Raw genomic sequence first — 22,791 nt, forward strand, 5'->3', positions numbered from 1 at the left:
GTTAAAGATAACTTTGAATTTTTTGTTGGAGTTGTGCGATAGAAACATTGCTCAATAGTCGTTCAACAATTTGCCCATCTTTAAAAATTAGGGTGGTCGGTAAACCAAAGACTTGATAGCGCAAAGTTAAAATTGGAGATTGATCGACATTCACTTTGCCAAACTTTACCGAAGCATCAAAAAGTTGGGCAAGCTGCTCAAAAAATGGTGCATTTTGAACACAAGGCGTACACCACGTCGCATAAAAACGAATCACCGCAACGCCTGTTTCATATTCAAACTCACGGTAATTATTTTCGTTGTATTCCACAATTTCTGACATCACATACTCTTTAATCATAAATAAAAATTTAATCACGCATGAAACACCACGGCATGAGAATTATACCTAAGTTAATCTGGGTTTTAATGCTTTGCTGTTTTATGTTCAAATAGTCAGAATTCATATCAGCATCAAACAATCAGGGACTTGCCATGACACAAAACACAATGCAGCAGATTATTATTACAGAACCAGGTGGCCCAGAAAAATTAGCCTATGAAACGGTTGCAATACCTGAGCCACAAGCCAATGAGGTTTTGGTCAAAGTACATGCTTTTGGTTTGAATCGTCCTGATATTTTACAGCGTCAGGGTCTGTATCCTATGCCTAAAGGCGTGACGCCAGTGCCAGGTTTAGAAGTAGCAGGTGAAGTAGTTGCTGTGGGTGCAGATGTTAGCCAATTTAAAGTTGGTGATGCAGTGTGTGGCTTAACCAATGGTGGTGGTTATGCAGAATATTGTGTTGTGCCTGAAAGCCAGACTTTGACAATTCCAACAGGTGTCAGTTTTGTACAAGCCGCTGCGATACCTGAAACATTTTTTACTGTGTGGGCCAATGTATTCCAAATGGGTAAAGCCAAAGCAGGTGAAACGGCGCTGATTCATGGTGGAACCAGTGGTATTGGTACAACTGCTTTAATGCTGTGCAATGCCTTAGGTTTAAAAACCTTTGCAACCGTAGGTTCAGATGAAAAAGTACAAGCAATTTCACATCTCACCACAGCAATTAATTACAAGACACAAGATTTTGAACAAGTGATTAACGAAGCGACAGACAATGCTGGGGTCGATGTCATTTTAGATATTGTTGGTGCGCCGTATTTGGAACGTAATTTAAACTTATTACGTCGTGATGGTCGCTTGGTGTATATCGCATTCTTAGGTGGTGCAAAAGCCAAAGAAGTAAAACTTGGTCAAATTATGATGAAGCGTCTTACCATTACGGGTTCGACCATGCGCGCCCGCAATACTGCAGAAAAAGCTGAAATTACCAAAGGTTTGCAAGAGATAGTTTGGCCATTGTTAGCCAAAGGTGAATGTCTGCCTATGATTTATAAAACCTTTCAGTTTGATCAAATTCAGCAAGCGCATGCCGAAATGGATACAGGCGAGCATGTGGGCAAAGTAGTGGTCGAAGTGATTTAAAGACTCAAATTTAAAATCAACGTACATAAAAAAACTGACCGAGTGTCAGTTTTTTATGTGTACTTTATAGAGGATTTTTAAAAAGATTTTTTTGAATCAGTTTTAGTAATTATTTTAATCATAATTACATAAATATTTCTTTAAACTACAATTCAACACAATAAAATTTTCCAAATAGTCAAATATTAAGGAGGTGTAGGACACACCCTGTCAATAATAGAGCTTATCTTTATATTCATTGAATTCATTCTCAAGATAACAAAACGGTTCATGTAAAATAATTTGATAGAGAGAGCAGGCTTATGAAAATTTTATCTGCATATACGCCAAAACACAGTCTACGTGCATTAAAACGGTTACACAAAAATATTGTTCGTCAGCAAATCAATGTTCGGAACTTAAATAAAATGTATCATGCGATGCTACATTTAGAACGCTATATTGACCGCCTCGATCATGATAAACGCGAAAACTTGTATTAAGTGTAAAGAGCAACCTGTTAATTATTTTTTACTAAAAAGTACAAGTGAGTTGAAAAGTTAAACCTGTTATTTATTGGATTATTCATTTGAAATAACGGGTTTTAAATAGACGGTAAAATTCAGGAGAAAAACTAAGGGAACAATAAGAAATTTAAAATAAACAAGGATGATCAAAGCTGAAAGATCAATTTTAAACTGCTGCACTGTAATAGGTGCAGCACTGCCTTGTGTGAACAATTGCTTCGGAATGTGTCGAGCTTTTAGCTAAATTGTGCGAAAATAGCGTTTTGCTATTTTTGTCCAAGGGCAGTACATGATTGACCAATCTCCTGAATCATTAAGTGATATCGAAATACTCGACATTTTGCAGTCTATGAAAAGTGATGAGCTAGACACAGAGGCAAAAGAAATTATCCGTAATGGTGGGAAAGCAGGTCGTCAGGAAGCGCATAAAGCAGCGTTGGTGGCACTGAATCAATCATTTGAAAGCAAATTTGTAGAAGCGGTGAGTTTGGCTTTGCAGTTAAATGAAGCGCAAATGAAAAAAATTCGTTATAAAAAAGACCGTGTGCGTATTTTAAAAGCACGTGGGATTGATTATTTAGCCATTGATGGCACAGAAACTGCACAAGTATTGGCTCAGGTTGCACAAGCGATTGTGCGTGAAGATGCTGTGGTAACGCATGATTTGCACAATATTTTCCCTTTCTGGAAAGAAGGTTGGCCAATGGTGCAATTCGACAATGTCTATAAAATTTTAGCTGAAGATATTGCGATTCATTATCAAGCAGTATTGGATGAGTTGATCAGTAAGTATTAAGTAAATACTCAGCTAAATTTCAGAAGTATCAGTTCAGATTTAAAAAAGCACCACTTCATTTTGATGTGGTGCTTTTTTGTGAATGCGAGAAAATGTAGATGCAATCAGGCTGAACGAATACAAGGAATCTCACTATCCATCTGCTTCAGTGTTGTTTTGTATTTCCTGCGTTTCTACAATTCGTGTCACTAAAAGTTGGTCAATTTTAAAATGATCGACGTCGACCACTTCAAATTTATAACCATCAAAAAGTACAGAGTCGGCAGGACGCGGGATTTTACGTAGCTTATACATCATAAAACCTGCAATGGTTTCATAATTTTCATCATCTGGCATTTCATCAATTTGCAGCGCGTGTTTAATGTCTTCAATTGGTGTACTGCCATCAATCAGCCAAGAATTGTTATCACGTTTAATGATTTGCTGATCTTCTTCAATAGGTGTTACCCAATCGCCCATCACAGTAATCATAATATCAGACAGGGTAATTACGCCCACAACCAACGCATATTCATTAATGACTACGGCAAATTTTTCTTTGGTCGAGCGGAAACGGTCTAAGACTTCAGACAGCGTGAGTGTATCTGGAATGGTTAATACATTACGGATGGTGCTTTCATTTAGTTGTAGTAAAGATTGATTATTGAGGATTCTGACCAAAATATCTTTGGCATCAACATAACCAATCACATCATCAATATTTTCGCTACAGACCAAAAATTTGGAATAAGGATATTCTGCAAGTTTTTGACGAATACTGGCTTCAGATTCCTTTAGGGTAAAAAACACCACATTTTCACGTGTGGTCATACTCGAAGGTACGTTACGTTCTTCGAGTTCAAACACGTTTTCGATAAAGTGATGTTCCTGCTTTTGTAAAACACCTGCTTGAGCGCCTGCATCCATGACTGCAGAAATATCATCAAAGGTAATATTGTCTTCGCGCGTGGTGTTTACTTTGAATAAACGGAACAGCACGTTGGCAATCGCATTAATCATCCATGCCAAAGGCTTGCATATCCGAATAAAAATTTGAATCGGATTAATCACCGATACCGCAATTTTTTCAGGGGCGATCATTGCCAAACGCTTAGGCATTAGGTCGGCAAATAAAATAAACAGCGAAGTCACTAAGGTAAATGACAAGGCAAAACTAAGCGTTTCAGCCCATGGTCCTTGATAGAAGCGCACAACTAAGTTGTAAAAATAAGGACGGAATGCGCCTTCACCTAAAATACCACCTAAAATGGCAACTGCATTTAAGCCAATTTGGGAGGCAGCAAAAAAGTCAGCTGAGTTTTCTTGTAGGTCTAAAACTTTTTGAGCACGTTCATCGCCTGATTCGGCTAAAATTTTCAGTTTAACTTTACGTGCACCAGCCAACGCAATTTCAGTCAGCGATAAAAAACCAGCTCCGACAATGAGGATGAGGATAATAACAATATTCTGGAAGAGGCTCACGAATCCACCTGTGGATTATATTATTTTAAATATAACAATTTGAATCTTTATTAAATCATGATTAAACAATGAGGAATATCGAAATATTCCTCATCTGAGTATAAGCGTTTGTGCCAATAAGTTCAGTGAATTTTTAATTAATAGGCTGAAAATTGAGAGTTATTCAGTAAAAACTCACGGTTTTCTTCTTCAATCATTTGGCGCGCTACATATAAAATCAATTGGCGTAACCAACGGTGTGCAGGGTGATGATGTAACAACGGACACCATGCCATCTTTAATTCAAATTCTGGAATATAAAATGGTGGGTCTTTAATCAGTAAACTTTGGCTTTTGGCTTGTAAGCGCGCAATACGTGTAGGTAAGGTTGCGACTAAATCTACATTAGACGCGAGTAGTGCAGGCATTTGATAATGACGGGTAAACACCGAAATTTTACGTTTTTGTCCAATACGCTCTAAAGCTTGATCAATCCAACCCAGTCCCGCTTGTTTCTCTGGATTCACACCAAAACCAACGCCCATACCTGTTTTAGAAACCCAAATATGTTGTGCATCTAAGTAGCTTTTTAAATTCAGGTTATTGGCAGCAGGGTGTTTGTGATTGAGCAGGCAAGAAAAACTATCACGCCAAACTAAAACCTGATGGAAACTTTGTGGAATTTCATTAAAACGGTTAATCGCCAAATCGACTTTACCTTGTTCCATGTCGCGATAAGACACATCACTCGGGGTTAAAAAGTCTAATACCACATTAGGTGCTTCAGAGCGTAAAGCTTTAACCAAGCGTGGGACTAATGTGGCTTCTGCGTAATCGGAGGTCATAATCCGAAATACACGATTTGAAGTATAAGGGCGGAACTCAGTACGCGGCTCCAAAATCATAGAAAGGTCAGATAAGGCATCGCGGATACGCGGTTGTAATTCTAAGGCACGTTCAGTTGGCGTCATGCCTTCAGAAGAACGAATCAGCAGGGGATCATTAAATAAATTGCGCAAACGACGTAAAATGTTACTCATCGCAGGTTGGGTAACGCCCAATTGTTCTGCAGCACGGGTTACATTTTTTTCACGAAGTAAGACGTCAAGATAAATTAATAGATTAAGATCAACCCGCTCCAGATTCATAAAATAAATACCGAAAATAAAATCACTAAATTATTGGAATTATGCCATAAGCCGTAAGGCTTGTGTATAAATTATGATGAAAAAATCGACGAGATAAACAGCAAAAAATCTGAATAAAAACAGCCAGCCCCATCATTATTTCCTAAAGAAATGTAGGTTGCCTAGTACTGCATCTATACTTTTTAATCTTAAATGCAAAAACACTTAAAAGCATTGGCAGAACTGATAGCAGATTCTATTTTGTATGAAACTTATGCACTTACATTGCGCTGAAAAGCAGCAAAATTTTGCTAAAAAATGGCAGAAATCGCCAATGCAAGCATTTTTTATGAAATGCAAGACTTAAGTCTAATGCAGAAAATATCGGCACAGAGATGAATTTGTAAGCAAAGATATTTGATTAATTTTCTAAATAAGGTTTTTAAAATCAATATGTTGTGTTTTTATTGTTTTTGTGAATTAAGACTTTGATCTATACATTTTTTTAAAAAATACCGAGAATTACACGAGAATATTGGATTAATTCATTCAGTCACTCTACTCTGTATTCATCGTAACGAAGTGCTCTAAATCTGAGCAATCAAGCATAAGCGCGATTTAGCCTTCGATTGATAAATCCTAAATAATATTACAGGGTACAATATCATGACTACATACCAAACAGCGATTGATGCAATCCGCGAATTAAAAGCAAAATTCGGCAACACTTGGGCAGACATCAGTCCTGAAGATGCTGCGCGTATGCAAATGCAAAACCGTTTCAAAACTGGTTTAGATATTGCTAAATATACAGCTGCGATTATGCGTCGTGATATGGCTGCTTATGATGCTGATTCAAGCAAATACACTCAATCTTTAGGTTGCTGGCACGGTTTTGTTGCGCAACAAAAAATGATTGCGAACAAAAAATACTTCGGTACTACTGAACGCCGTTATATCTACCTTTCTGGTTGGATGGTTGCTGCACTTCGTTCAGAATTCGGTCCACTTCCTGACCAATCTATGCACGAAAAAACTTCTGTTCCTGCATTGATCGAAGAAATCTACACATTCTTACGTCAAGCTGACGCGAAAGAATTAAACGATTTGTTCCGCGCACTTAAAAAAGCACAAGACGCTGGTGATACTGCTAAAGCTGCTGAAATCACTGCTCAAATCGACAACTTTGAAACTCACGTTGTGCCAATCATTGCGGACATCGACGCTGGTTTCGGTAACGAAGAAGCAACTTACTTATTAGCTAAGAAAATGATCGAAGCGGGTGCATGTGCACTTCAAATCGAAAACCAAGTTTCTGACGCGAAACAATGTGGTCACCAAGCTGGTAAAGTAACTGTTCCACACGAAGACTTCATCGCTAAAATCCACGCGTTACGTTATGCGTTCTTAGAAATGGGTCTTGACGACGGTATCATCGTTGCACGTACTGACTCTGAAGGCGCTGACTTAACTCAAAAAATCCCAGTAGTTAAAGAGCCAGGCGACATCGCTTCTCAATACATCAGCTACTTAGACACTCAAGAAATTGACATCTCTGAAGCGAAAGAAGACGAAATCCTAATCAAGCGTGATGGTAAATTACACCGTCCTAAGCGTTTAGCTTCTGGCTTGTACCAGTTCCGTGAAGGCACTCAAATTGACCGCGTTGTACTTGACTGTGTAACTAGCTTACAAAACGGTGCTGACCTTCTTTGGATCGAAACTGCGACTCCAAACGTAGAAGAAATCGCTCACATGGTTAACCGTGTACGTGAAGTTGTGCCAAATGCGAAACTTGTTTACAACAACTCTCCATCATTCAACTGGACACTGAACTTCCGTCAACAAGCGTACGACCGTTGGGTTGCTGAAGGTAAAGACGTATCTGCATACGACCGCGCTAAATTAATGAGCGCTGAGTACGACGATTCTGAATTGGCTGCTGAAGCTGACGAAAAAGTACGTACATTCCAAGCAGACGCTTCTCGTGAAGCAGGCGTGTTCCACCACTTGATCACTCTGCCTACTTACCACACAGCTGCTCTTTCTACTCACGAGCTTGCTCAAGGTTACTTCGGTTCTGAAGGTATGTTGGCTTATGTTGCTGGCGTACAACGTAAAGAAATCCGCGGTGGTATCGCTTGTGTTAAACACCAAGCAATGGCTGGTTCTGACATCGGTGACGATCACAAAGAAATTTTCTCTGGTGACAACGCGCTTAAAGCAGCGGACGAAGCTAAAAACACAATGAACCAATTCAACGCGTAATCGCTTGATGGTTTAAAAGAAAACCCTGCTGATGCAGGGTTTTTTTATGGCTATTTAAAATAGTCAAAGAACTTTGAAACATCCTTAAATTGATGTTCCTTCATTTATGAAATGCAGCAGCTGTAACCTATTTAATTTTGATCACATCTGCCTCTACAGAAGCAGGGTAATGGAAAGACACCTTAATCCATTGTTTTTGTTGTGCAGGAATTGGTTCTAAAAAATGCGGATCGACTACGGCTGCATATTCTTGATATTGCTGATCGACCAAAACCAAGTCATTGGCATGTAATTGTAATGCTTGATCAGATTGATTGTGAATTGCCAGAAAATAATCGTGTGCCATCACAGGGTCGTTTAATTCTTTGACCTCAACATTTTGTACGTGTTCAGCCTGAATATCGACATGCTTCAGGGCATTACTGACTTGCATATTTTCTACAGGATGTAAGAAAACCTGAGTTTCATTTTTCTGCTGATTTTGTGTCTTTTTCTGATTGTATAAACTGAATTTAAGACCGTGCGCTGTGAGTTGAATACGTGCATAGGCTTGCCCATTTTCTATATTGAGCAACCATTCATTTGCCGTGTTTTGCGATGGGTGTTGGTTCTGTTTGTCTTGCTGATTGTTGCCCTGAGCAGCTTGAATCGTTCCCGCCACTTGGTTTTCGCGCTGGCGCTGTTTCGAGCGTTTAATGTCGCTGAGTTGAAAGGTTTGATCATCATTCAGGCGTAAATGAATCACATGCTGTTCACAGTTGTCACAAGGCAATAAGGCTCTAAAGTTACCTGTAGCTTGTCCTGTCCATGAAGTTGCTGAATTTTGAACTTCAGTTTTGGGCGTAATTTGTGGCTCAGAAGGCAAAGCGGATTGATATTCCCTGCTTGGATCAGTTGATCCGCAAGCTACTAAAAATAAGCTAAGTGTACTGAGTGCAATCGGATAACGATTCAGCATAAATGTTCTAAACTTCAAACTTGTCTTGCTGCCACCTTAAACTTTCACCTTGTATCTGAAAAGCCAATTTGCCTTATTTTTAATGAAGATTTGTAGCAAATCATAACAAGCCCGATGTTTTAAAGTTTTAAGTTTCACTTCAAGGATTACATCGGATTAGACCGTAAAAAACTCAGCAAACTGTGCGTAAATTTATATATTTACCATTTTAAACTTGCTTGAATCTAGCAATGAATAAGCGCAAAAACAGTATGATTTTGCATGGAATGACAAAAATAAGATGAGTGCAGGAAATTTTTATACATTTATAAAGTATTTGTTTATTTATTCGTCGTTTTAGACTTTTGTATTTGTTGATGCTTGCTAAAATTCGCACACTTTATTTGGGGTATGCGGTTGTGTTTGAAAAGTTAGCTGAGCGAAGCTTAAATTTAATGGGTTGGGAAATCGACAATCATTGTCCGTTGGAGTTAGACCAATATGTGATGATTGCAGCACCGCATACCAGTAATTGGGATGCGTTATATGCACGTTTAGGGCTTAAAGCTTTGGGCGTTAATGTTCGCCTGACCATTAAAGACAGCTATATGAAATTGCCGTTTGGGCCATTTGTTCGTGCAATGGGTGGTATTGGTATTGACCGTCGTCCGAAAGCACGAGGCGAAGCAAGACCAAGTATGGTTCAGCTCATGACGGACTTATTTAAAACCCATCCTAAATTGGTGATGTTAGTGACGCCTGAAGCCACACGTGCGCGTCAAGAACAATGGAAAACAGGTTTTTATCATGTTGCGCTAAATGCAGGTGTGCCAATTGCTTTGGCGTATATGGATTACGCAAAAAAGAAAACGGGTGTGGGAAAAATTGTGCATCCAACCGGTGATTTTGAAAAAGATATGGCTGAAATCATGGCATTTTATGCGCAGGTTCAAGCAAAATTTCCTGAAAGTTTTAGTGTCGATACACGTTACTATTCAGAATAAGCACACTATTTCAGTGTAATAATCTATCAAAACTAAAAGACAGGGGATTATCCCTGTCTTGCTTTAAAACGTGGATTGGATTTGCAAATCACAAATAATTTGCCACGACGTTTCACAATTTGACAATCGGCACGCGATTTTGCACTTTTTAAAGATGAACGAACTTTCATGAAGATAAACACTACAATATGTAGTGTTATAATATTACATTAATAGATGACTCTTGAAAAGTGTCGATAGTCATAAAATTACCGCGTATCTTTTAAGGAGAAAATTTAAACAACAATCTTTTGGTATAAGCCCGCACGTACAGTTCCCGCTTTGCTCTCTTTAACTTTTTGCCAAGTCTGCGGTAATTTTAACAGGTTTAAATCACGATCTGCTTCAACATAAATCAGACCTTGTGCCGCAATGAGTGGATCAGCCAACCCTGCCAATTCTTCCCATAAATCTAAACTATAAGGCGGGTCTAAAAATACCAAATCAAACTGATCTTTTAGTGTCGCCAAAGCATGTTGTGCGGTAGAAACTTTTAATTGTGCTTTGCTTTTATTGACGCGTAATAATTCTAAATTTTGCTGTAAAAACTGTGCTTGTGTACGGTTTGGCTCAATCATGACCACGTGTGCCGCACCGCGAGACAGGGCTTCAAAAGCTAAAGCGCCCGAACCTGAACAGAGGTCTAACACTTTGGCGTTTTGCACATCCCACATTAACCAGTTGAATAAGGTTTCGCGCACTCGGTCGGGCGTAGGGCGTAATCCCTCAATTGAAGCAAAAGCCAACTGACGACGTTTCCATTCTCCACCAATAATGCGTAGTTGATTTTTCATGGCTTAGTCGCTCTCAATTGGGTTAGTGGGTACAACTGCTGTTGGCGCAGTTGCAGGTGGATTGGTTGGAGCTGAACTCGGAGTAGTTTGCGAAGGATTTGGGTTGAGCGCAGGGTGATTGGTTGCTGTATTCGGATTATTCACGTTATTCGTATTTGGTGCAGTAGATGAAGGGACTTCACCACTTGGCAATTCACTTGGTTTTAAACCTGCAGTCATTAAGCCACCACTCACTTGTGCGGCAGATGGACGAATTGGCTTTTTATTTTTATTCAGTAACCAATAGTCTAAAATTGGACGCGCCAAAGCCGTTGCTGCAGAACCACCGCGACCATTTTCTAGAATGATGGCAATTGCGATTTCAGGGTTTTCGGCAGGAGCGAAGCCAACAAATAAACCGTGGTCAAGCTGACGGTCGGTCAATAAGGCTTCGTTATAGCGTTTACCTTGCGCAATACTTTTAACCTGTGCTGTACCTGTTTTACCTGCAACTGAATATTGCAAGCCGCCTTTAATCCCTTTACCTGTACCTGATTGAATCACATCAACCATGGCATCACGCATTTTAATCCAGTCTTCTTCTGTGCCGTTAAAGTCAATTTTTCCGTTGGTACCATTGTGAACTTTAAATGGTTTCGCGCCACGACTTTCACGTAACACGTGCGGTGTGACTTTAAATCCTTTGTTGGCGGTGATGGCGGTGGCCATTGCTAATTGCAATGGTGTCGAGGTAAATGCACCCTGACCAATACTGACGGAAATTGTTTCACCTTTCATCCATTTGGCTTTGCGCGTACGCATTTTCCAGTCCGGGTTTGGGTAGAGTCCTGTGCTTTCACTTGGTAAATCGACCCCAGTTTTTTCACTAAAGCCAAATTGACGCATCCAGTCGTTCATTTTTTCAATGCCCATGCGATACGACAATACATAGAAGTAGGTATCACACGACACGACTTGAGCTTTGTGCATATCGACAATGCCATGCCCAGTTTTTTTATGGTCACGGAAACGGTGGCTGTCGCCTGGTAAAGTGAAATAACCATAATCCTGAATGGCGGTTTTCCAGTCGACATAGCCATAATGAATACCGCCTAAACCAAACATCGGCTTAATGGTAGAACCCGGTGGATAAACACCTTGTACTGCACGGTTATAGAGTGGTTGATCTAAATTATCGCGTAAGGCAGAGTAGTCGGTATGGCTAATACCTGTGACAAATAAGTTAGGGTTAAAACTCGGACTGGAGACTAAAGCTAAAATTTCACCTGTACGTGGGTCAAGTGCCACAATTGCACCACGGCGTTCTGCCAGTTGTTCAGAGGCGACCACTTGCAAGCCATAATCCAATGACAAAAACAAATCATTGCCACGTACAGGGTCTTTACGTCCTAAATTGCGCAGCACATTACCATGTGCATCGGCTTCTACAGATTCGTTGCCGGGTACGCCATGTAGCAAGTGCTCATACGATTTCTCCACCCCAATTTTGCCAATCAAGTTGGTGCCTGCATAAGCATCTTTGTCAATTTCTTTCAGTTCTTTGTCGTTAATGCGCCCGACATAACCAATCACGTGCGCAAATAAGTCACCATGCGGATAGTAACGTGTCATCTGGGTTTCAATATTGACCCCAGGGAATTGAAATTTAACTTCACTAAAACGGGCAATATCCGATTCATTTAAATTCAGCTTGATCGATACACGTTCAGTTTTACGTGAAGTTTTAATCCGACTTTTAAAGCGATCGATATCTTCTTCTGTCAGTTGTAAAACAGGTGTCAGTCGCGCAATGGTATCGTCAATATCTTCAACATCTGCACGGCTTAAAGTGGCTGAGAACACAGGGTAGTTATCTGCCAATAACACACCATTGCGGTCATAAATATAACCACGTGCAGGTGCGAGTGGTTGTAGCCGAATTCGGTTTTTATCTGATGCAGTCGCAAATTCATCGTAGCCGCTAATTTGTAAAAAGGCATAACGAGCCACCAACAGCAGCAAGAAAAAAACCACAACACCCACCGAAAAAAAGATGCGATTGCGAAAAATACGCTTCTCTTGCTGAGCATTTTTTAACGGATAGTGTTGTTTCATACAAAAATTGGCTTAACAAAAATGAGGGAGAACGAATTTGGACTATTCTAACGCATCTATTGGCAATTTTGAGTAACCATGTTTGACTGAATTGCCCGATTTAACCTAGAAGATGGGCGCAATCTTAATTTTTGACTTTAGCGACATCAAAATTGTAATTTGCTGTATATAAGAATCCTGACAATTCTGCTAGAGTCAAAACACGAAAACAGGACTGTTTTTAAAATTAAAACAAATGGACACTGGTGACAATAATGACAAAAGTCTATTCTTTCGTGGCATTACTTGCCTTTTCAAGTTTTAGCTTTGCTGGGAACACTACTTTTTTACCTGAAGCAAAAATTAGCGCAGATAGTGCAAAAACCTGGAATGTAGGGGCGGGTATTACCCAAAAATTACTGCATTTGAATGGTGAATGGGTCAATCCTTATGGCATTGCCTATCTAAAAGCGGGGGCTTTTTTAAATGGTGACCATGAAGTCGGTGGGCAAACAGGTTTTCGTTACCCATACCACCTCACAGGTAAAGACAAAAATGGTTATTATATTGGCGCTTACGCAGGACACCTAGAATCTAAATGGGTGGATGGTGAAGAAAAAGCGCGTTTAGGTGCAGGCATTGATCTGGCTTATGTATTACTGAGCCCTGAACGCATCAGTAGCTTTAGTGTTGGCATTGGCGCAGGTGAAAAATTGGAAGATCGACAAGGGCGAGTGATTGCGGAAACTGAGCCTAGACTACAATTTTCCTATACGCTCAGTATGGGTTTGTAGTCAGAATAGTGACTTTTAACTACTTTAGAATCTTGTAATTAGAACTAAATATGGAAAAAATGCATGCTTGAGTACGTCAATCAGTTGTGGCAAACCTTTTTGAATCGTCCAGATTTTTGGGCCGTGCTCAGTATTATTCCTGTGACTGCTTTTGTGACTTGGGCGCACGTGTGGATGGCACTAAAAATGGTGTTCTATCCAATTAGCTTTTGGGGCTTTCACCTTGGGCCTATTCCTGTGGGATGGCAGGGGATTGTACCGCGTAAAGCAGGGCGTATTTCAGGCATCATTACCGATAACACATTGTCAAAATTAGGTTCATTGCGTGAGTTTCTCAATGCTATGGACCCTGACGATATGGCGCGTATTATTGGTGAGCAAGTGGGTTTTGAACTTGAGCACTTAATTGATGAGGTCATGTTAGACCGCAATGCTGTGCTTTGGGAAAACCTACCGTATTCGATTAAACGCCGTATTTACGCACAGGCGCATAAACAATTGCCAGGTGTGCTGCGTGAATTGGTGACTGAACTGACCTTGAATGTTGAATCCTTGGTGGATATGCGTGAAATGGTGGTCAGCCAAATGGAAGGTGATCGCCGCTTAATGGTACGTATGTTCCTAAAAGTCGGTCAAAAAGAAATTAACTTTATTTGGCATATCAGTGCATTGATTGGGATGTTCTTTGGTATTTTCCAAATGATTGTTTGGTTTCTTGTACCATGGCACTGGACGGTTCCATTTTGGGCGGCAATTTGGGGCTTCTTGACCAACTGGATTGCGATTTGGATGGTATTTAACCCAGTCGAACCACATTACGTGAAATATCCGCAGTTCTTTAAATTGACTGAAAATCGTCAATTTCCATGGATTAAGCCAGTGATTCCACGCATTGGGACTTATAATATTCAGGGTGCGTTCATGAAACGCCAAGAAGAAGTCTCGGATGTGTTTGCGACGGTAGTCACAGAAGATCTGATTACGTTAAAATCGATTATGACTGAAATGATGTATGGCAGTAAAAAAGACAAAACCCGCCGTATTGTCAAACGCCACATCAACGAAATTATGGAAACACCATTGGTTCGTACCTCTTTACAGTTGTCTTTGGGGCCAAAAGAGTATGCCAAACTCAAGACTGACTTGATTGATCGTTCGATTGAAATTACGATGGTGCCTGTATGCGACCCTGCCTTTAATGCGAGCCGTGCACAGAAAATTTATCAAATGTTCAGAGATCGTATTCGTGAACTGACGCCAAAAGAATTCCAGAATCTCTTGCGTCCTGCCTTTCAGGAAGATGAGTGGATTTTAATTGTCTTGGGTGGTGTAACTGGTTTTATTGCTGGTTTAATACATTTGTTTGTCGCTTTCTTATAAGAGGATGCTGGCTGCGTAAAGGGCGATGGCTCTGATATGCAACGAGTGTCAAATACATTGTTAAAATGAGGATGTTTTTTTATGCGCATTATCTTACTCGGACCACCTGGAGCAGGTAAAGGTACACAAGCTCAGTTGATCTGTAAGCGCTACAATATCCCACAAATTTCAACCGGTGATATGCTCCGTGCTGCAATTCGTGAAGGTACTGAATTAGGTCTACAAGCCAAAAGCGTCATGGACGGTGGCGGTTTGGTATCTGATGAACTGATCATTGGCTTAGTGAAAGAGCGTATTGCGCAGCCAGATTGCGTGAATGGTTGTATTTTTGATGGTTTCCCTCGCACTATTCCACAAGCTGAAGCCTTGGAAAGCGAAGGCATCAATATCGACCACGTGATTGAAATTGATGTTGCAGACGAAGAAATCGTACAACGTTTGTCTGGTCGTCGTCAGCACCCTGCATCTGGTCGTATTTATCACCTTGTTTACAATCCACCAAAAGTGGAAGGTAAAGATGACGAAACTGGCGAAGATTTGGTTCAACGTCCAGATGACCAAGAAGAAACTATTCGTAAACGTTTAAAAGCGTATCACTCAGAAACTGAGCAATTGGTTGGCTTCTATCAAGGTCGTGCTGCTTCTGGTGAAAATGCACCAAGCTATAACAAATTGAATGGTCTTCGTCCAATTGAAGAAGTTCAAGCAGATTTGTTTACTATTTTAGACCAAGCAAAATAAGTCTAGGTCTTAGACCAAGTCTGTTTAAAAGAAAATAAAATCGTTTAAACAGGCTGCTTGTTTTGACTTTAAAAGAGTCCTGATTCATATTAGGGCTCTTTTTATTTGTTTCAGTTTGGGAGAGTGCTTTGCAACATGCTGCTGTGATCATCATGTTATTGGCAAGTATTGCCGTTTTAGGCTTTCTTGTTTTTGTGAGCTATAAGTTATTGCGCAACACACAAGTTCAGAATTCGGCTGAAAAAAAATCAGGTAAGCACTATCAATTGCATCCGAAACTTAAACAACAGCAAGAACAACAACGTCAGTCTGAAGATTCTCAGGATAAATAAATCATCTCTGCACAATCTTGTGCATAGATTGCACAGTTATCCACACGATTTTGGATAATCCACATTGCTTTGATGATCTAGCTTGTCATCAATAAGCTTAGATCACTTTGCAAAACTCTACCGAAGCACTTACTTAGATATGGGCGCGTGATGAATTTCATGCAGCGTAGTATGACGATGTGCACCAAATTCAAAGCGATCAGGCCAGTTACACACATCTGACACCACACATTCAGCGCATTTAGGCTTACGCGCAATACAACAATAACGGCCATGTAAAATTAGCCAGTGATGCGAGTCAATTAAAAATTCTTTAGGAATGACTTTAATCAAACGGTGTTCGACTTCTAAAACATTTTTACCTACAGCTAAACCTGTGCGGTTACCTAAGCGGAAAATATGCGTATCGACCGCCATGGTTGGCTGTCCAAATGCGGTATTTAACACCACATTGGCAGTTTTGCGTCCCACGCCGGGCAAGGCTTCTAAATCGGCACGATTATCAGGCACGATGCTGCCGTGTTTTTCGATGAGAATTTTGCAGGTTTTAATGACATTTTCTGCTTTGGAATTATACAGTCCGATGGTTTTAATATATTCCTTTAAACCTTCCACACCTAAGGCATAAATTGCTTCGGGCGTATTGGCAACAGGAAACAGTTTGTCGGTGGCTTTATTGACGCTGACATCGGTCGCTTGTGCTGATAAGGTCACCGCAATCAGCAATTCAAATGGATTGGAAAAATTCAGTTCAGTGGTCGGATTTGGGCGTTGTTCACGTAAGCGCTCAAAAAAAGTCTGAATTTGCTTTTTGGTCATATTTTTAGACAGCTTTTCTTTGAGCGTGGTGCTTTTGGCAGCCGTTGTTTTGACCGCTTTATTGGTCAGACGTGTATTTCTTTCGGGCATGTTTATGCTCCTAATTCACGTAACTGTTGTTGTAAATTGGTTAGTAATAGCCGTTTTTTCTCATCGTCACGCACACTGAGTTGTTTTTCGAGTTTTTTAATTTGTGTGCGTAATTTTGCCAGTTCGATGGTGGTTTGTGCATCGGCAGTGGAAATCTGTTCATTTTTTTGCACAGGCAATTCAATCACAGGCACAGCAGCATCGGCTTGTGCAGAAAATTGAGCAAACAGTTCGGTATCAATTTCTGCACGTACCACAGGGCCTTTACGGTGCAGACGACGTTGTTCTTCACGTTGTATGTGGGCGTAGTAGCGTTGGCGTAAATCATTCTGTTCTGCCACTCGTGCGCTATCAGAAAGCAGGGGTTGTGTATCTTCTACCAAGTCAATGCAATCGACAGGGCAAGGTGGAATACACAATTCACAGCCAGTACATAAATCAGTCAAAATGCTGTGCATGAGTTTGCCTGAGCCTAAAATGGCATCGACAGGGCAGGCATTAATACATTTTGTACAACCAATGCACTCATCTTCACGAATTAGGGCTTTCATACGCTGTGGGCGTCCATCTGCCTGCACAGGCCAAACACTGGCTTCTGCGGTCAATACAGGGCGTTGCAGTAAGTTTGCTAGTGCATCTGCAACAGGTTGTCCACCGGGTACGCATTTATTGGCCGCTTCGCCTTCTGCAATCGCTTTGGCGTAGGGTAAACAGCCATCACGGTGACCACATAAGCCACATTGAGTTTGAGGGAGCAGCGCATCAATATTTTGAATCAGAGCAATTTGCGAATTCATGGACAAACCAATGCCACTTTAACAGCAGCAGAAAAACGGAAGATAAGGCTAGGGGAAAATTCTAGGTCGATGATTTTAGCACGATTTTTGCTTTTAGGCTTGTGCGCAAATTAAGAACAACAATTGCTAGCTTTTTGGGCAAAAATGCTCAAAACTATGAATTAATTTGTTACATTAACTTATGGGCTTAACACGCTAAAAAATAAGTTAAATTTATGAAAATACAAATGTTTTAAAGTTTTTTGAAAAAAACTATTGTAGATTGTTAACAAAAGATATTTAATATTTTGCGCCAAAATATATCATTGATTGAAATTTTGACCAATTTTGATCCATTTTCTGCTGAGGATTAAGCGTTGAAATACAACAGCCTTAACGAATTCCTAGATTACGTTAAAACACGTGATGCACATCAACCAGAGTTTCTACAAGCTGTAGAAGAAGTAATGACCAGTCTTTGGCCATTCATTGAAAAGAACCCTCAATATGCAGCACATGGTTTGCTTGAGCGTTTGGTTGAGCCTGAGCGTGCAATTCAGTTCCGCGTTTCTTGGGTAGATGACCAAGGTCAAACCCACGTAAACCGTGCATTCCGTGTACAGTACAACTCAGCAATTGGTCCATTTAAAGGTGGTATGCGTTTCCACCCATCAGTGAACCTTTCTATTTTAAAATTCTTAGGTTTTGAACAAACCTTTAAAAATGCTTTGACTACATTGCCAATGGGCGGTGGTAAAGGTGGTTCAGACTTTGACCCTAAAGGTAAGTCTGAAGGCGAAATTATGCGTTTCTGCCAAGCCTTAATGATCGAGTTATATCGTCATTTAGGTTCTAACACGGATATTCCTGCGGGTGATATTGGTGTAGGCGGTCGTGAAGTGGGTTACATGGCGGGTATGATGAAGAAGCTCAGCAATGACACTTCATGTGTATTCACAGGTAAAGGCTTGTCTTTCGGTGGTTCTTTGGCGCGTCCAGAAGCTACAGGTTACGGTACTGTGTATTTCGCTGAGGAAATGCTCAAGACTCGTGGCGATTGCTTTAAAGATAAAGTCGTTGCGATTTCTGGTTCAGGCAACGTTGCACAATTTGCTGCAGACAAAGCAATGTACTTGGGTGCGAAAGTAGTTTCACTTTCTGACTCGAATGGTACTGTGTACGTGAAAGAAGGTTTCACGCCAGAATTACTTGCTGAAGTGATGGAACTTAAAAACGTAAAACGTGGTCGTATTTCTGAATTTGCGTCTAAGCACGGTTTTGAATACCTTGAAGGTCAACGTCCTTGGGGTATTAAATGTGATATCGCGCTTCCATGTGCGACTCAAAACGAACTTGATGCGAATGATGCAGCAGCGCTTCTTGCAAACGGCGTAATCTGTGTTGCTGAAGGTGCGAACATGCCTTCTACACTTGAAGCGGTTGAGAAATTCGTTGAAGCGAAAATTCTCTATGCGCCAGGTAAAGCATCTAACGCCGGTGGTGTAGCAACTTCTGGTCTGGAAATGTCTCAAAACGCATTGCGTTTAGGCTGGACTTTCGAAGAAGTTGATGAGCGCTTACACGCAATCATGAAAGAAATTCACCGCAACTGCGTAAAATTCGGTACGAAAGAAGACGGTACCGTGAACTATGTAGACGGCGCAAACATCGCTGGCTTCGTAAAAGTTGCTGATGCAATGCTTTCTCAAGGCGTATTCTAAGTCTGACTGAGTTTAAGCTTGAAAAAAAACCGAGGTGAATGCCTCGGTTTTTTTATATTGCGATTTTATCGTTATAGAGTGCCTTTGACTGCTTCACGCTCTACGGTCATGTCGAATACATAGGCATATTTAGACTGGTCAGCTGCCGGATTTTTAATTTCATAACGTTTTACCCGAATAATCTGACGCTCATTCGATGAATGCTGAAAACCTTCGATCTGATCGTAAAATAAAGTCCAGTCTTTATCGACCTGAGTCTTTAAGCCTTTTTCATCATATTTGATTTCTTTCACCTGTAAGCAGGTTTGCTGAGCTACACCCGTACAGGCTTTAGTCTGTGACGAAACTTCCAGGAAAATGGTTTCTGCCTGACCTTGGTATTTGGTTTCCGGTGTCATTTTTCCGGTAAAGACATATTTTTGACCATCAGCTGCAGTAATACTCAGTTTTGGCTGATTGGCATCATTTAGATCCAGACTAAACGGAATATTACGCTTTTGCAGAAGCTGGCTGATAAAACGTTCCTGTTCCATTAATGGTGCATCACATGCCATCATGGTGCCCATCATGTCACCCGTACTCAGGGTATTATCTTTAACAGTCCAGCTCGTGCCAAGGCCATTACAGCCAGAAGCTACACTTAGTCTGCCTCGTTGATCAAAGCTCAGAACAATCGGGCGTTGCAGCCCACGATCAAGTTCCCAGGTATAAGCGGGCAAAATTTGTGTAGGCGTTTTTAATGTGGTGGATAGAGTAGAAATAGCCGGATCTCCTGAAGTGGCAGGAAGATGTGAAGATTGACATGCAGTTAAAGCCAAAGGGAGCAGGGCAAGCGCAAAAATACTGAATTTCATTGGTTTATATTCTATGTGCTAAAGTTTCAACGTGATTATAATCAAGAGATTAACAAAAAATATGGATACAAATCGTAGCTTTTGCTAACAAAATGTATCCAAATTAAAAAGTCAGATTTTAAATAAGCGGAGCTATCGGTTAGTCAAAACGATAAATATCCATACCGAGTGAACCCATGCTAAAGCTGCTATGTACAATGTTAAATCGATCTCCCGTACCCATTGCAAAAAACAGCGGTGCAAAGTGTTCTAGGGTTGGGTGATTACGTGCTACATGTGGCAATTGTTGCCAATCTAGTACTGCATCATAATTGCGATGACTTAAATGCTGCACCACACGATTACGGAAACTAGATGCCCATTCAGGCACAGCCGCATTGGGTGTATTCCATGATAATTCACGTAAGTTATGGGTGATACTGCCTGAGCCAATCAGTAAAATTTGCTGTTCACGTAATGGCGCTAAACTTTGCCCAATGTGATAAATCTGTTCGGCGCTCATATTCATGGGCAAAGAAATGGTAATCACTGGAATATTGGCATCGGGATACATGTGTAGTAATGGCATCCATACGCCATGATCATGCGGGCGTGTGCTGTTGGCATGGGCAGCAAAGCCCGCATCAGCCAAACGCTGCAAAATATCTTCTGCCAGTTCAGGTAAGCCAGGTGCAGGGTAGCGCAGGGCGTACAAGGCTTCAGGAAAACCACGGAAGTCATGCCATGTTTCAGGGCGAATACCTGTGTTGACCTCCAGTGCATTACTTTCCCAATGCGCCGACATCACCACAATGGCTTGCGGTGTTGGCAAATTTTCACTTAAACGGCTGAGTGCAGGCCCGACCTGTTCAGGATTGAGTGCCAACATGGGCGAACCATGTGAGATAAATAAACCGGGTAATGTCTGTAAGTTCATGCCTAGATCCCTAAAGCCTGCTGTTCTACAGCATCGCAAAAAAGTGTGTATAGCGAAATGTACTTTTGTTCAACGCTATGTTGCAGCTTTGCAACGTCGTTTGAGTTGAAGATATTTTGATAACTCAACGTACAAATTGAATAAGTTGATTTAACCTGCACGATGATAAGGATGGTTGTGGTTGATGCTCATAGCACGGTATAGCTGCTCAATCAGCATCACGCGAACTAAAGGGTGTGGCAAAGTTAGTTTGGATAATGACCAATGCCATGCTGCTGCTTTACGTACTGCTTCAGAGTGACCATCTGGTCCACCAATCGCAAGCACGACATCATTGCCTTCTAGCATCCAGCCTTTCATGGTTTCTGCAAGTTTTTCGGTGCTGAACTCTTTGCCACCTACTTCTAAGGCAATTAACACCTCATTGGCTTTCATGGCATTTAAAATGCTATCACCTTCAATTTGGCGATATTTTAGAATATCGGCTTCAGAATCATTTTTGCCACGTTTCGCCATCGGCAGTTCGACAATTTGAGTCTGCACAAAAGGCTGAATCCGTTTGAAATAATCTTCAAAACCGGTCAGTACCCAAGCAGGCATTTTTTGTCCAATGGTCAGAATGCGAATTTTCATAGGCGAGTTCATGTAGCGAGCAATCAGAATCTCGCATTATAACCATGATTCAACACAAGCGCTGTGTAACGACACAATTTGCAATTGAATTTGCCAACAGGCTGTTGCTTTAATACTCAGCAATCTTATTGGTCTTTTTGTGTTGGAATTATCAGCATGCGCGCGTTTCAAAGTCAGCAGTTATATTCATGGATATTGGGCGCTGGTATGGGATTGATGACCACTGCTACATTTGCTGTGCCTGAGGCTCAATGGGCAGAACCAAACAATTTGCAAGTCTATATGCAGCAAGTGATTGGGCAGCAGGGTTTGGGTAATTCCGAACAGTATCGTCATTATAAAAATGTGAATGAATTGAATCGGGTTTCGGCATGGATTCGGGAACAGATGCGAGTATTTGGAATTCCATGTCAGTTTCAAAATTATGTGGTCAATCAGCAAAGCTACCGCAATGTGGTGTGCAAATTGAATGTCGGTGCTGCGAAAAAAACGATTTTTGGTGCGCATTACGATGTTTATGGGCAGCAGGGGGCAAATGACAACGCTTCTGGCGTGGCAGGTGTAATCGAAACAGCACGAATTTTGGCGCAGGAAAAGAATAAACTTAGTCAAAATGTAGAATTTGTATTTTATACCTTGGCAGAACCACCATTTTTTAAAACTGAGTCGATGGGCAGTTTTGTACATGCCAAATCTGTGCAGGCTGAAAAAGAAAAAATCCGTGCGGTGTATGTGCTGGATATGATTGGTTATTACGACAAAAACTTGGTGCAAAATTACCCAATCGGTTTAAAGTGGATTTACCCAAGTCATGGCAATTTTATTGCGGCATTGAGCAATATGCAGTCACGTGAAATGAGTGCAACCTATTGCAATGCGATGCAGCGTTTGAATCAATTGCAATGTGAGCGTGTGGTCGCACCGACTTTCGTCAAGGGCATGGATTTTTCAGATCATTTAAATTATTGGAAATATGATATTCCTGCCATTTTAATTACCGATACAGGCAGTTATCGCAGCACACTTCGCCATACCACAGGTGATACTTTAAAAACAGTAAATTTTGAAAAAATGGCACATGTCGTGAATGGCTTGGTTGCACAGATTTTATCACCTTGATGATTGATCGCAGCGCATAAAAAACGCAGCCCTGAATTGAAATATAGCTAAATACTAAATAAATCATTACAGTAATCTTTAAACAATTTATCAATATCTTTAACTCTAAATTTATTGCGAATCATTTTTACTCGTGACCACATTTTTTCTATAGGATTTAAGTCC

Annotated in this window: 23 protein-coding genes; 11 read left to right on the forward strand and 12 right to left on the reverse strand. The window is 40.7% G+C overall.

Annotated features, from left to right (window positions below):
- Nucleotide 1: 1 nt before the first annotated feature.
- Entirely contained in the window at nucleotides 2–322 is a 321-nt protein-coding gene (locus tag FTV52_RS02345; protein ID WP_154320472.1) for a co-chaperone YbbN, read from the reverse strand.
- 152 nt (nucleotides 323–474) lie between these two features.
- On the opposite strand from FTV52_RS02345, the gene FTV52_RS02350 reads away from it, so the two are divergent.
- The 3 genes from FTV52_RS02350 to FTV52_RS02360 all read left to right on the forward strand — a co-directional run bounded on the left by FTV52_RS02350 (nucleotide 475) and on the right by FTV52_RS02360 (nucleotide 2,769).
- Nucleotides 475–1,467 carry an NAD(P)H-quinone oxidoreductase gene (locus FTV52_RS02350; RefSeq protein WP_104852325.1) on the forward strand — a complete coding sequence of 331 codons (993 nt, stop codon included), beginning with the start codon at nucleotides 475–477 and terminating at the stop codon, nucleotides 1,465–1,467.
- A gap of 302 nt (nucleotides 1,468–1,769) precedes the next feature.
- Complete coding sequence (locus FTV52_RS02355) at nucleotides 1,770–1,949, forward strand: hypothetical protein (protein WP_096901477.1); 180 nt, start codon at nucleotides 1,770–1,772, stop codon at nucleotides 1,947–1,949.
- A 313-nt stretch (nucleotides 1,950–2,262) separates the two neighbouring features.
- Nucleotides 2,263–2,769, forward strand: coding sequence for a hypothetical protein (locus FTV52_RS02360; protein ID WP_004977287.1), 507 nt, complete (start codon nucleotides 2,263–2,265; stop codon nucleotides 2,767–2,769).
- Nucleotides 2,770–2,901: 132 nt separating this feature from the next.
- Here FTV52_RS02360 and FTV52_RS02365 read toward each other — a convergent pair whose 3' ends face one another.
- On the reverse strand, nucleotides 2,902–4,230 hold the full coding sequence (locus tag FTV52_RS02365) for a hemolysin family protein (protein WP_104852324.1): 1,329 nt from the start codon (nucleotides 4,228–4,230) through the stop codon (nucleotides 2,902–2,904).
- A 137-nt stretch (nucleotides 4,231–4,367) separates the two neighbouring features.
- Nucleotides 4,368–5,357, reverse strand: a complete 990-nt coding sequence (locus tag FTV52_RS02370; protein ID WP_004977282.1) for a LysR family transcriptional regulator — start codon at nucleotides 5,355–5,357, stop codon at nucleotides 4,368–4,370.
- Nucleotides 5,358–6,002: 645 nt separating this feature from the next.
- Between FTV52_RS02370 and FTV52_RS02375 the strand changes: the two genes are divergently transcribed.
- Nucleotides 6,003–7,604, forward strand: coding sequence for an isocitrate lyase (locus FTV52_RS02375; RefSeq protein ID WP_004977281.1), 1,602 nt, complete (start codon nucleotides 6,003–6,005; stop codon nucleotides 7,602–7,604).
- A gap of 127 nt (nucleotides 7,605–7,731) precedes the next feature.
- Here the strand turns inward: FTV52_RS02375 and FTV52_RS02380 are convergent, their stop codons facing one another.
- Nucleotides 7,732–8,562, reverse strand: coding sequence for a copper resistance protein NlpE N-terminal domain-containing protein (locus FTV52_RS02380; RefSeq protein ID WP_179989709.1), 831 nt, complete (start codon nucleotides 8,560–8,562; stop codon nucleotides 7,732–7,734).
- A gap of 356 nt (nucleotides 8,563–8,918) precedes the next feature.
- Here FTV52_RS02380 and FTV52_RS02385 point away from each other — a divergent pair, with 356 nt between their 5' ends.
- Nucleotides 8,919–9,545 (forward strand): 1-acyl-sn-glycerol-3-phosphate acyltransferase, encoded by a 627-nt coding sequence (locus FTV52_RS02385; RefSeq protein WP_004970727.1) that lies wholly within the window; start codon nucleotides 8,919–8,921, stop codon nucleotides 9,543–9,545.
- Between the two features lie 47 nt (nucleotides 9,546–9,592).
- Here FTV52_RS02385 and ykgO read toward each other — a convergent pair whose 3' ends face one another.
- From ykgO to mrdA, 3 genes are all read right to left on the reverse strand, one after another.
- Nucleotides 9,593–9,715 carry a type B 50S ribosomal protein L36 gene (ykgO, locus tag FTV52_RS02390; RefSeq protein WP_026438469.1) on the reverse strand — a complete coding sequence of 41 codons (123 nt, stop codon included), beginning with the start codon at nucleotides 9,713–9,715 and terminating at the stop codon, nucleotides 9,593–9,595.
- Nucleotides 9,716–9,820: 105 nt separating this feature from the next.
- The gene (gene rsmD / locus FTV52_RS02395) at nucleotides 9,821–10,378 is read right to left on the reverse strand and encodes a 16S rRNA (guanine(966)-N(2))-methyltransferase RsmD (RefSeq protein WP_004970724.1); all 558 of its coding nucleotides are present in this window, start codon (nucleotides 10,376–10,378) and stop codon (nucleotides 9,821–9,823) included.
- Nucleotides 10,379–10,381: 3 nt separating this feature from the next.
- Nucleotides 10,382–12,472 (reverse strand): penicillin-binding protein 2, encoded by a 2,091-nt coding sequence (gene mrdA / locus FTV52_RS02400; RefSeq protein ID WP_096901482.1) that lies wholly within the window; start codon nucleotides 12,470–12,472, stop codon nucleotides 10,382–10,384.
- Nucleotides 12,473–12,726: 254 nt separating this feature from the next.
- Between mrdA and FTV52_RS02405 the strand changes: the two genes are divergently transcribed.
- From FTV52_RS02405 to FTV52_RS02420, 4 genes are all read left to right on the forward strand, one after another.
- Nucleotides 12,727–13,245: a hypothetical protein gene (locus tag FTV52_RS02405; RefSeq protein WP_004970721.1), complete on the forward strand. Its 519-nt coding sequence runs from the start codon at nucleotides 12,727–12,729 to the stop codon at nucleotides 13,243–13,245.
- Nucleotides 13,246–13,308: 63 nt separating this feature from the next.
- Nucleotides 13,309–14,625, forward strand: coding sequence for a hypothetical protein (locus FTV52_RS02410; RefSeq protein WP_167846149.1), 1,317 nt, complete (start codon nucleotides 13,309–13,311; stop codon nucleotides 14,623–14,625).
- Nucleotides 14,626–14,706: 81 nt separating this feature from the next.
- A complete protein-coding gene (gene adk / locus FTV52_RS02415) occupies nucleotides 14,707–15,366 on the forward strand; it encodes an adenylate kinase (protein WP_178867131.1) in 660 nt (219 codons plus the stop codon).
- A 128-nt stretch (nucleotides 15,367–15,494) separates the two neighbouring features.
- Entirely contained in the window at nucleotides 15,495–15,698 is a 204-nt protein-coding gene (locus tag FTV52_RS02420; protein WP_179989711.1) for a hypothetical protein, read from the forward strand.
- A 129-nt stretch (nucleotides 15,699–15,827) separates the two neighbouring features.
- On the opposite strand, the gene nth is transcribed toward FTV52_RS02420, so the two are convergent.
- Entirely contained in the window at nucleotides 15,828–16,517 is a 690-nt protein-coding gene (nth, locus tag FTV52_RS02425) for an endonuclease III (RefSeq protein WP_178867175.1), read from the reverse strand.
- A gap of 92 nt (nucleotides 16,518–16,609) precedes the next feature.
- Nucleotides 16,610–17,404 (reverse strand): RnfABCDGE type electron transport complex subunit B, encoded by a 795-nt coding sequence (locus tag FTV52_RS02430; protein ID WP_004970712.1) that lies wholly within the window; start codon nucleotides 17,402–17,404, stop codon nucleotides 16,610–16,612.
- Nucleotides 17,405–17,760: 356 nt separating this feature from the next.
- Here FTV52_RS02430 and gdhA point away from each other — a divergent pair, with 356 nt between their 5' ends.
- On the forward strand, nucleotides 17,761–19,104 hold the full coding sequence (gdhA, locus tag FTV52_RS02435; protein WP_004970711.1) for an NADP-specific glutamate dehydrogenase: 1,344 nt from the start codon (nucleotides 17,761–17,763) through the stop codon (nucleotides 19,102–19,104).
- 71 nt (nucleotides 19,105–19,175) lie between these two features.
- Here the strand turns inward: gdhA and FTV52_RS02440 are convergent, their stop codons facing one another.
- The 3 genes from FTV52_RS02440 to rlmH all read right to left on the reverse strand — a co-directional run bounded on the left by FTV52_RS02440 (nucleotide 19,176) and on the right by rlmH (nucleotide 21,507).
- Complete coding sequence (locus tag FTV52_RS02440; RefSeq protein ID WP_004970709.1) at nucleotides 19,176–19,958, reverse strand: META and DUF4377 domain-containing protein; 783 nt, start codon at nucleotides 19,956–19,958, stop codon at nucleotides 19,176–19,178.
- A gap of 139 nt (nucleotides 19,959–20,097) precedes the next feature.
- Nucleotides 20,098–20,874: a dioxygenase gene (locus FTV52_RS02445; RefSeq protein ID WP_096901485.1), complete on the reverse strand. Its 777-nt coding sequence runs from the start codon at nucleotides 20,872–20,874 to the stop codon at nucleotides 20,098–20,100.
- Nucleotides 20,875–21,024: 150 nt separating this feature from the next.
- Nucleotides 21,025–21,507, reverse strand: a complete 483-nt coding sequence (rlmH, locus tag FTV52_RS02450) for a 23S rRNA (pseudouridine(1915)-N(3))-methyltransferase RlmH (protein ID WP_179989713.1) — start codon at nucleotides 21,505–21,507, stop codon at nucleotides 21,025–21,027.
- A gap of 156 nt (nucleotides 21,508–21,663) precedes the next feature.
- Between rlmH and FTV52_RS02455 the strand changes: the two genes are divergently transcribed.
- On the forward strand, nucleotides 21,664–22,626 hold the full coding sequence (locus FTV52_RS02455) for a M28 family peptidase (protein WP_373683409.1): 963 nt from the start codon (nucleotides 21,664–21,666) through the stop codon (nucleotides 22,624–22,626).
- The last annotated feature ends 165 nt before the right edge of the window (nucleotides 22,627–22,791 follow it).

Source organism: Acinetobacter sp. YH1901141, from assembly GCF_013416935.1.
In the GTDB taxonomy this organism is placed as follows: domain Bacteria; phylum Pseudomonadota; class Gammaproteobacteria; order Pseudomonadales; family Moraxellaceae; genus Acinetobacter; species Acinetobacter towneri.

Excerpts from the sequence above, each read along its gene's own strand:
- FTV52_RS02345 (WP_154320472.1), bottom strand. The coding sequence starts at position 322 with ATGTCAGAAATTGTGGAATACAACGAAAATAATTACCGTGAGTTTGAA.
- FTV52_RS02350 (WP_104852325.1), top strand. The coding sequence starts at position 475 with ATGACACAAAACACAATGCAGCAGATTATTATTACAGAACCAGGTGGC.
- FTV52_RS02355 (WP_096901477.1), top strand. The coding sequence starts at position 1,770 with ATGAAAATTTTATCTGCATATACGCCAAAACACAGTCTACGTGCATTA.
- FTV52_RS02360 (WP_004977287.1), top strand. The coding sequence starts at position 2,263 with ATGATTGACCAATCTCCTGAATCATTAAGTGATATCGAAATACTCGAC.
- FTV52_RS02370 (WP_004977282.1), bottom strand. The coding sequence starts at position 5,357 with ATGAATCTGGAGCGGGTTGATCTTAATCTATTAATTTATCTTGACGTC.
- FTV52_RS02375 (WP_004977281.1), top strand. The coding sequence starts at position 6,003 with ATGACTACATACCAAACAGCGATTGATGCAATCCGCGAATTAAAAGCA.
- FTV52_RS02380 (WP_179989709.1), bottom strand. The coding sequence starts at position 8,562 with ATGCTGAATCGTTATCCGATTGCACTCAGTACACTTAGCTTATTTTTA.
- FTV52_RS02385 (WP_004970727.1), top strand. The coding sequence starts at position 8,919 with ATGCTTGCTAAAATTCGCACACTTTATTTGGGGTATGCGGTTGTGTTT.
- ykgO (WP_026438469.1), bottom strand. The coding sequence starts at position 9,715 with ATGAAAGTTCGTTCATCTTTAAAAAGTGCAAAATCGCGTGCCGATTGT.
- rsmD (WP_004970724.1), bottom strand. The coding sequence starts at position 10,378 with ATGAAAAATCAACTACGCATTATTGGTGGAGAATGGAAACGTCGTCAG.
- mrdA (WP_096901482.1), bottom strand. The coding sequence starts at position 12,472 with ATGAAACAACACTATCCGTTAAAAAATGCTCAGCAAGAGAAGCGTATT.
- FTV52_RS02405 (WP_004970721.1), top strand. The coding sequence starts at position 12,727 with ATGACAAAAGTCTATTCTTTCGTGGCATTACTTGCCTTTTCAAGTTTT.
- FTV52_RS02410 (WP_167846149.1), top strand. The coding sequence starts at position 13,309 with ATGCTTGAGTACGTCAATCAGTTGTGGCAAACCTTTTTGAATCGTCCA.
- adk (WP_178867131.1), top strand. The coding sequence starts at position 14,707 with ATGCGCATTATCTTACTCGGACCACCTGGAGCAGGTAAAGGTACACAA.
- nth (WP_178867175.1), bottom strand. The coding sequence starts at position 16,517 with ATGACCAAAAAGCAAATTCAGACTTTTTTTGAGCGCTTACGTGAACAA.
- FTV52_RS02430 (WP_004970712.1), bottom strand. The coding sequence starts at position 17,404 with ATGAATTCGCAAATTGCTCTGATTCAAAATATTGATGCGCTGCTCCCT.
- FTV52_RS02440 (WP_004970709.1), bottom strand. The coding sequence starts at position 19,958 with ATGAAATTCAGTATTTTTGCGCTTGCCCTGCTCCCTTTGGCTTTAACT.
- FTV52_RS02445 (WP_096901485.1), bottom strand. The coding sequence starts at position 20,874 with ATGAACTTACAGACATTACCCGGTTTATTTATCTCACATGGTTCGCCC.
- rlmH (WP_179989713.1), bottom strand. The coding sequence starts at position 21,507 with ATGAAAATTCGCATTCTGACCATTGGACAAAAAATGCCTGCTTGGGTA.
- FTV52_RS02455 (WP_373683409.1), top strand. The coding sequence starts at position 21,664 with ATGCGCGCGTTTCAAAGTCAGCAGTTATATTCATGGATATTGGGCGCT.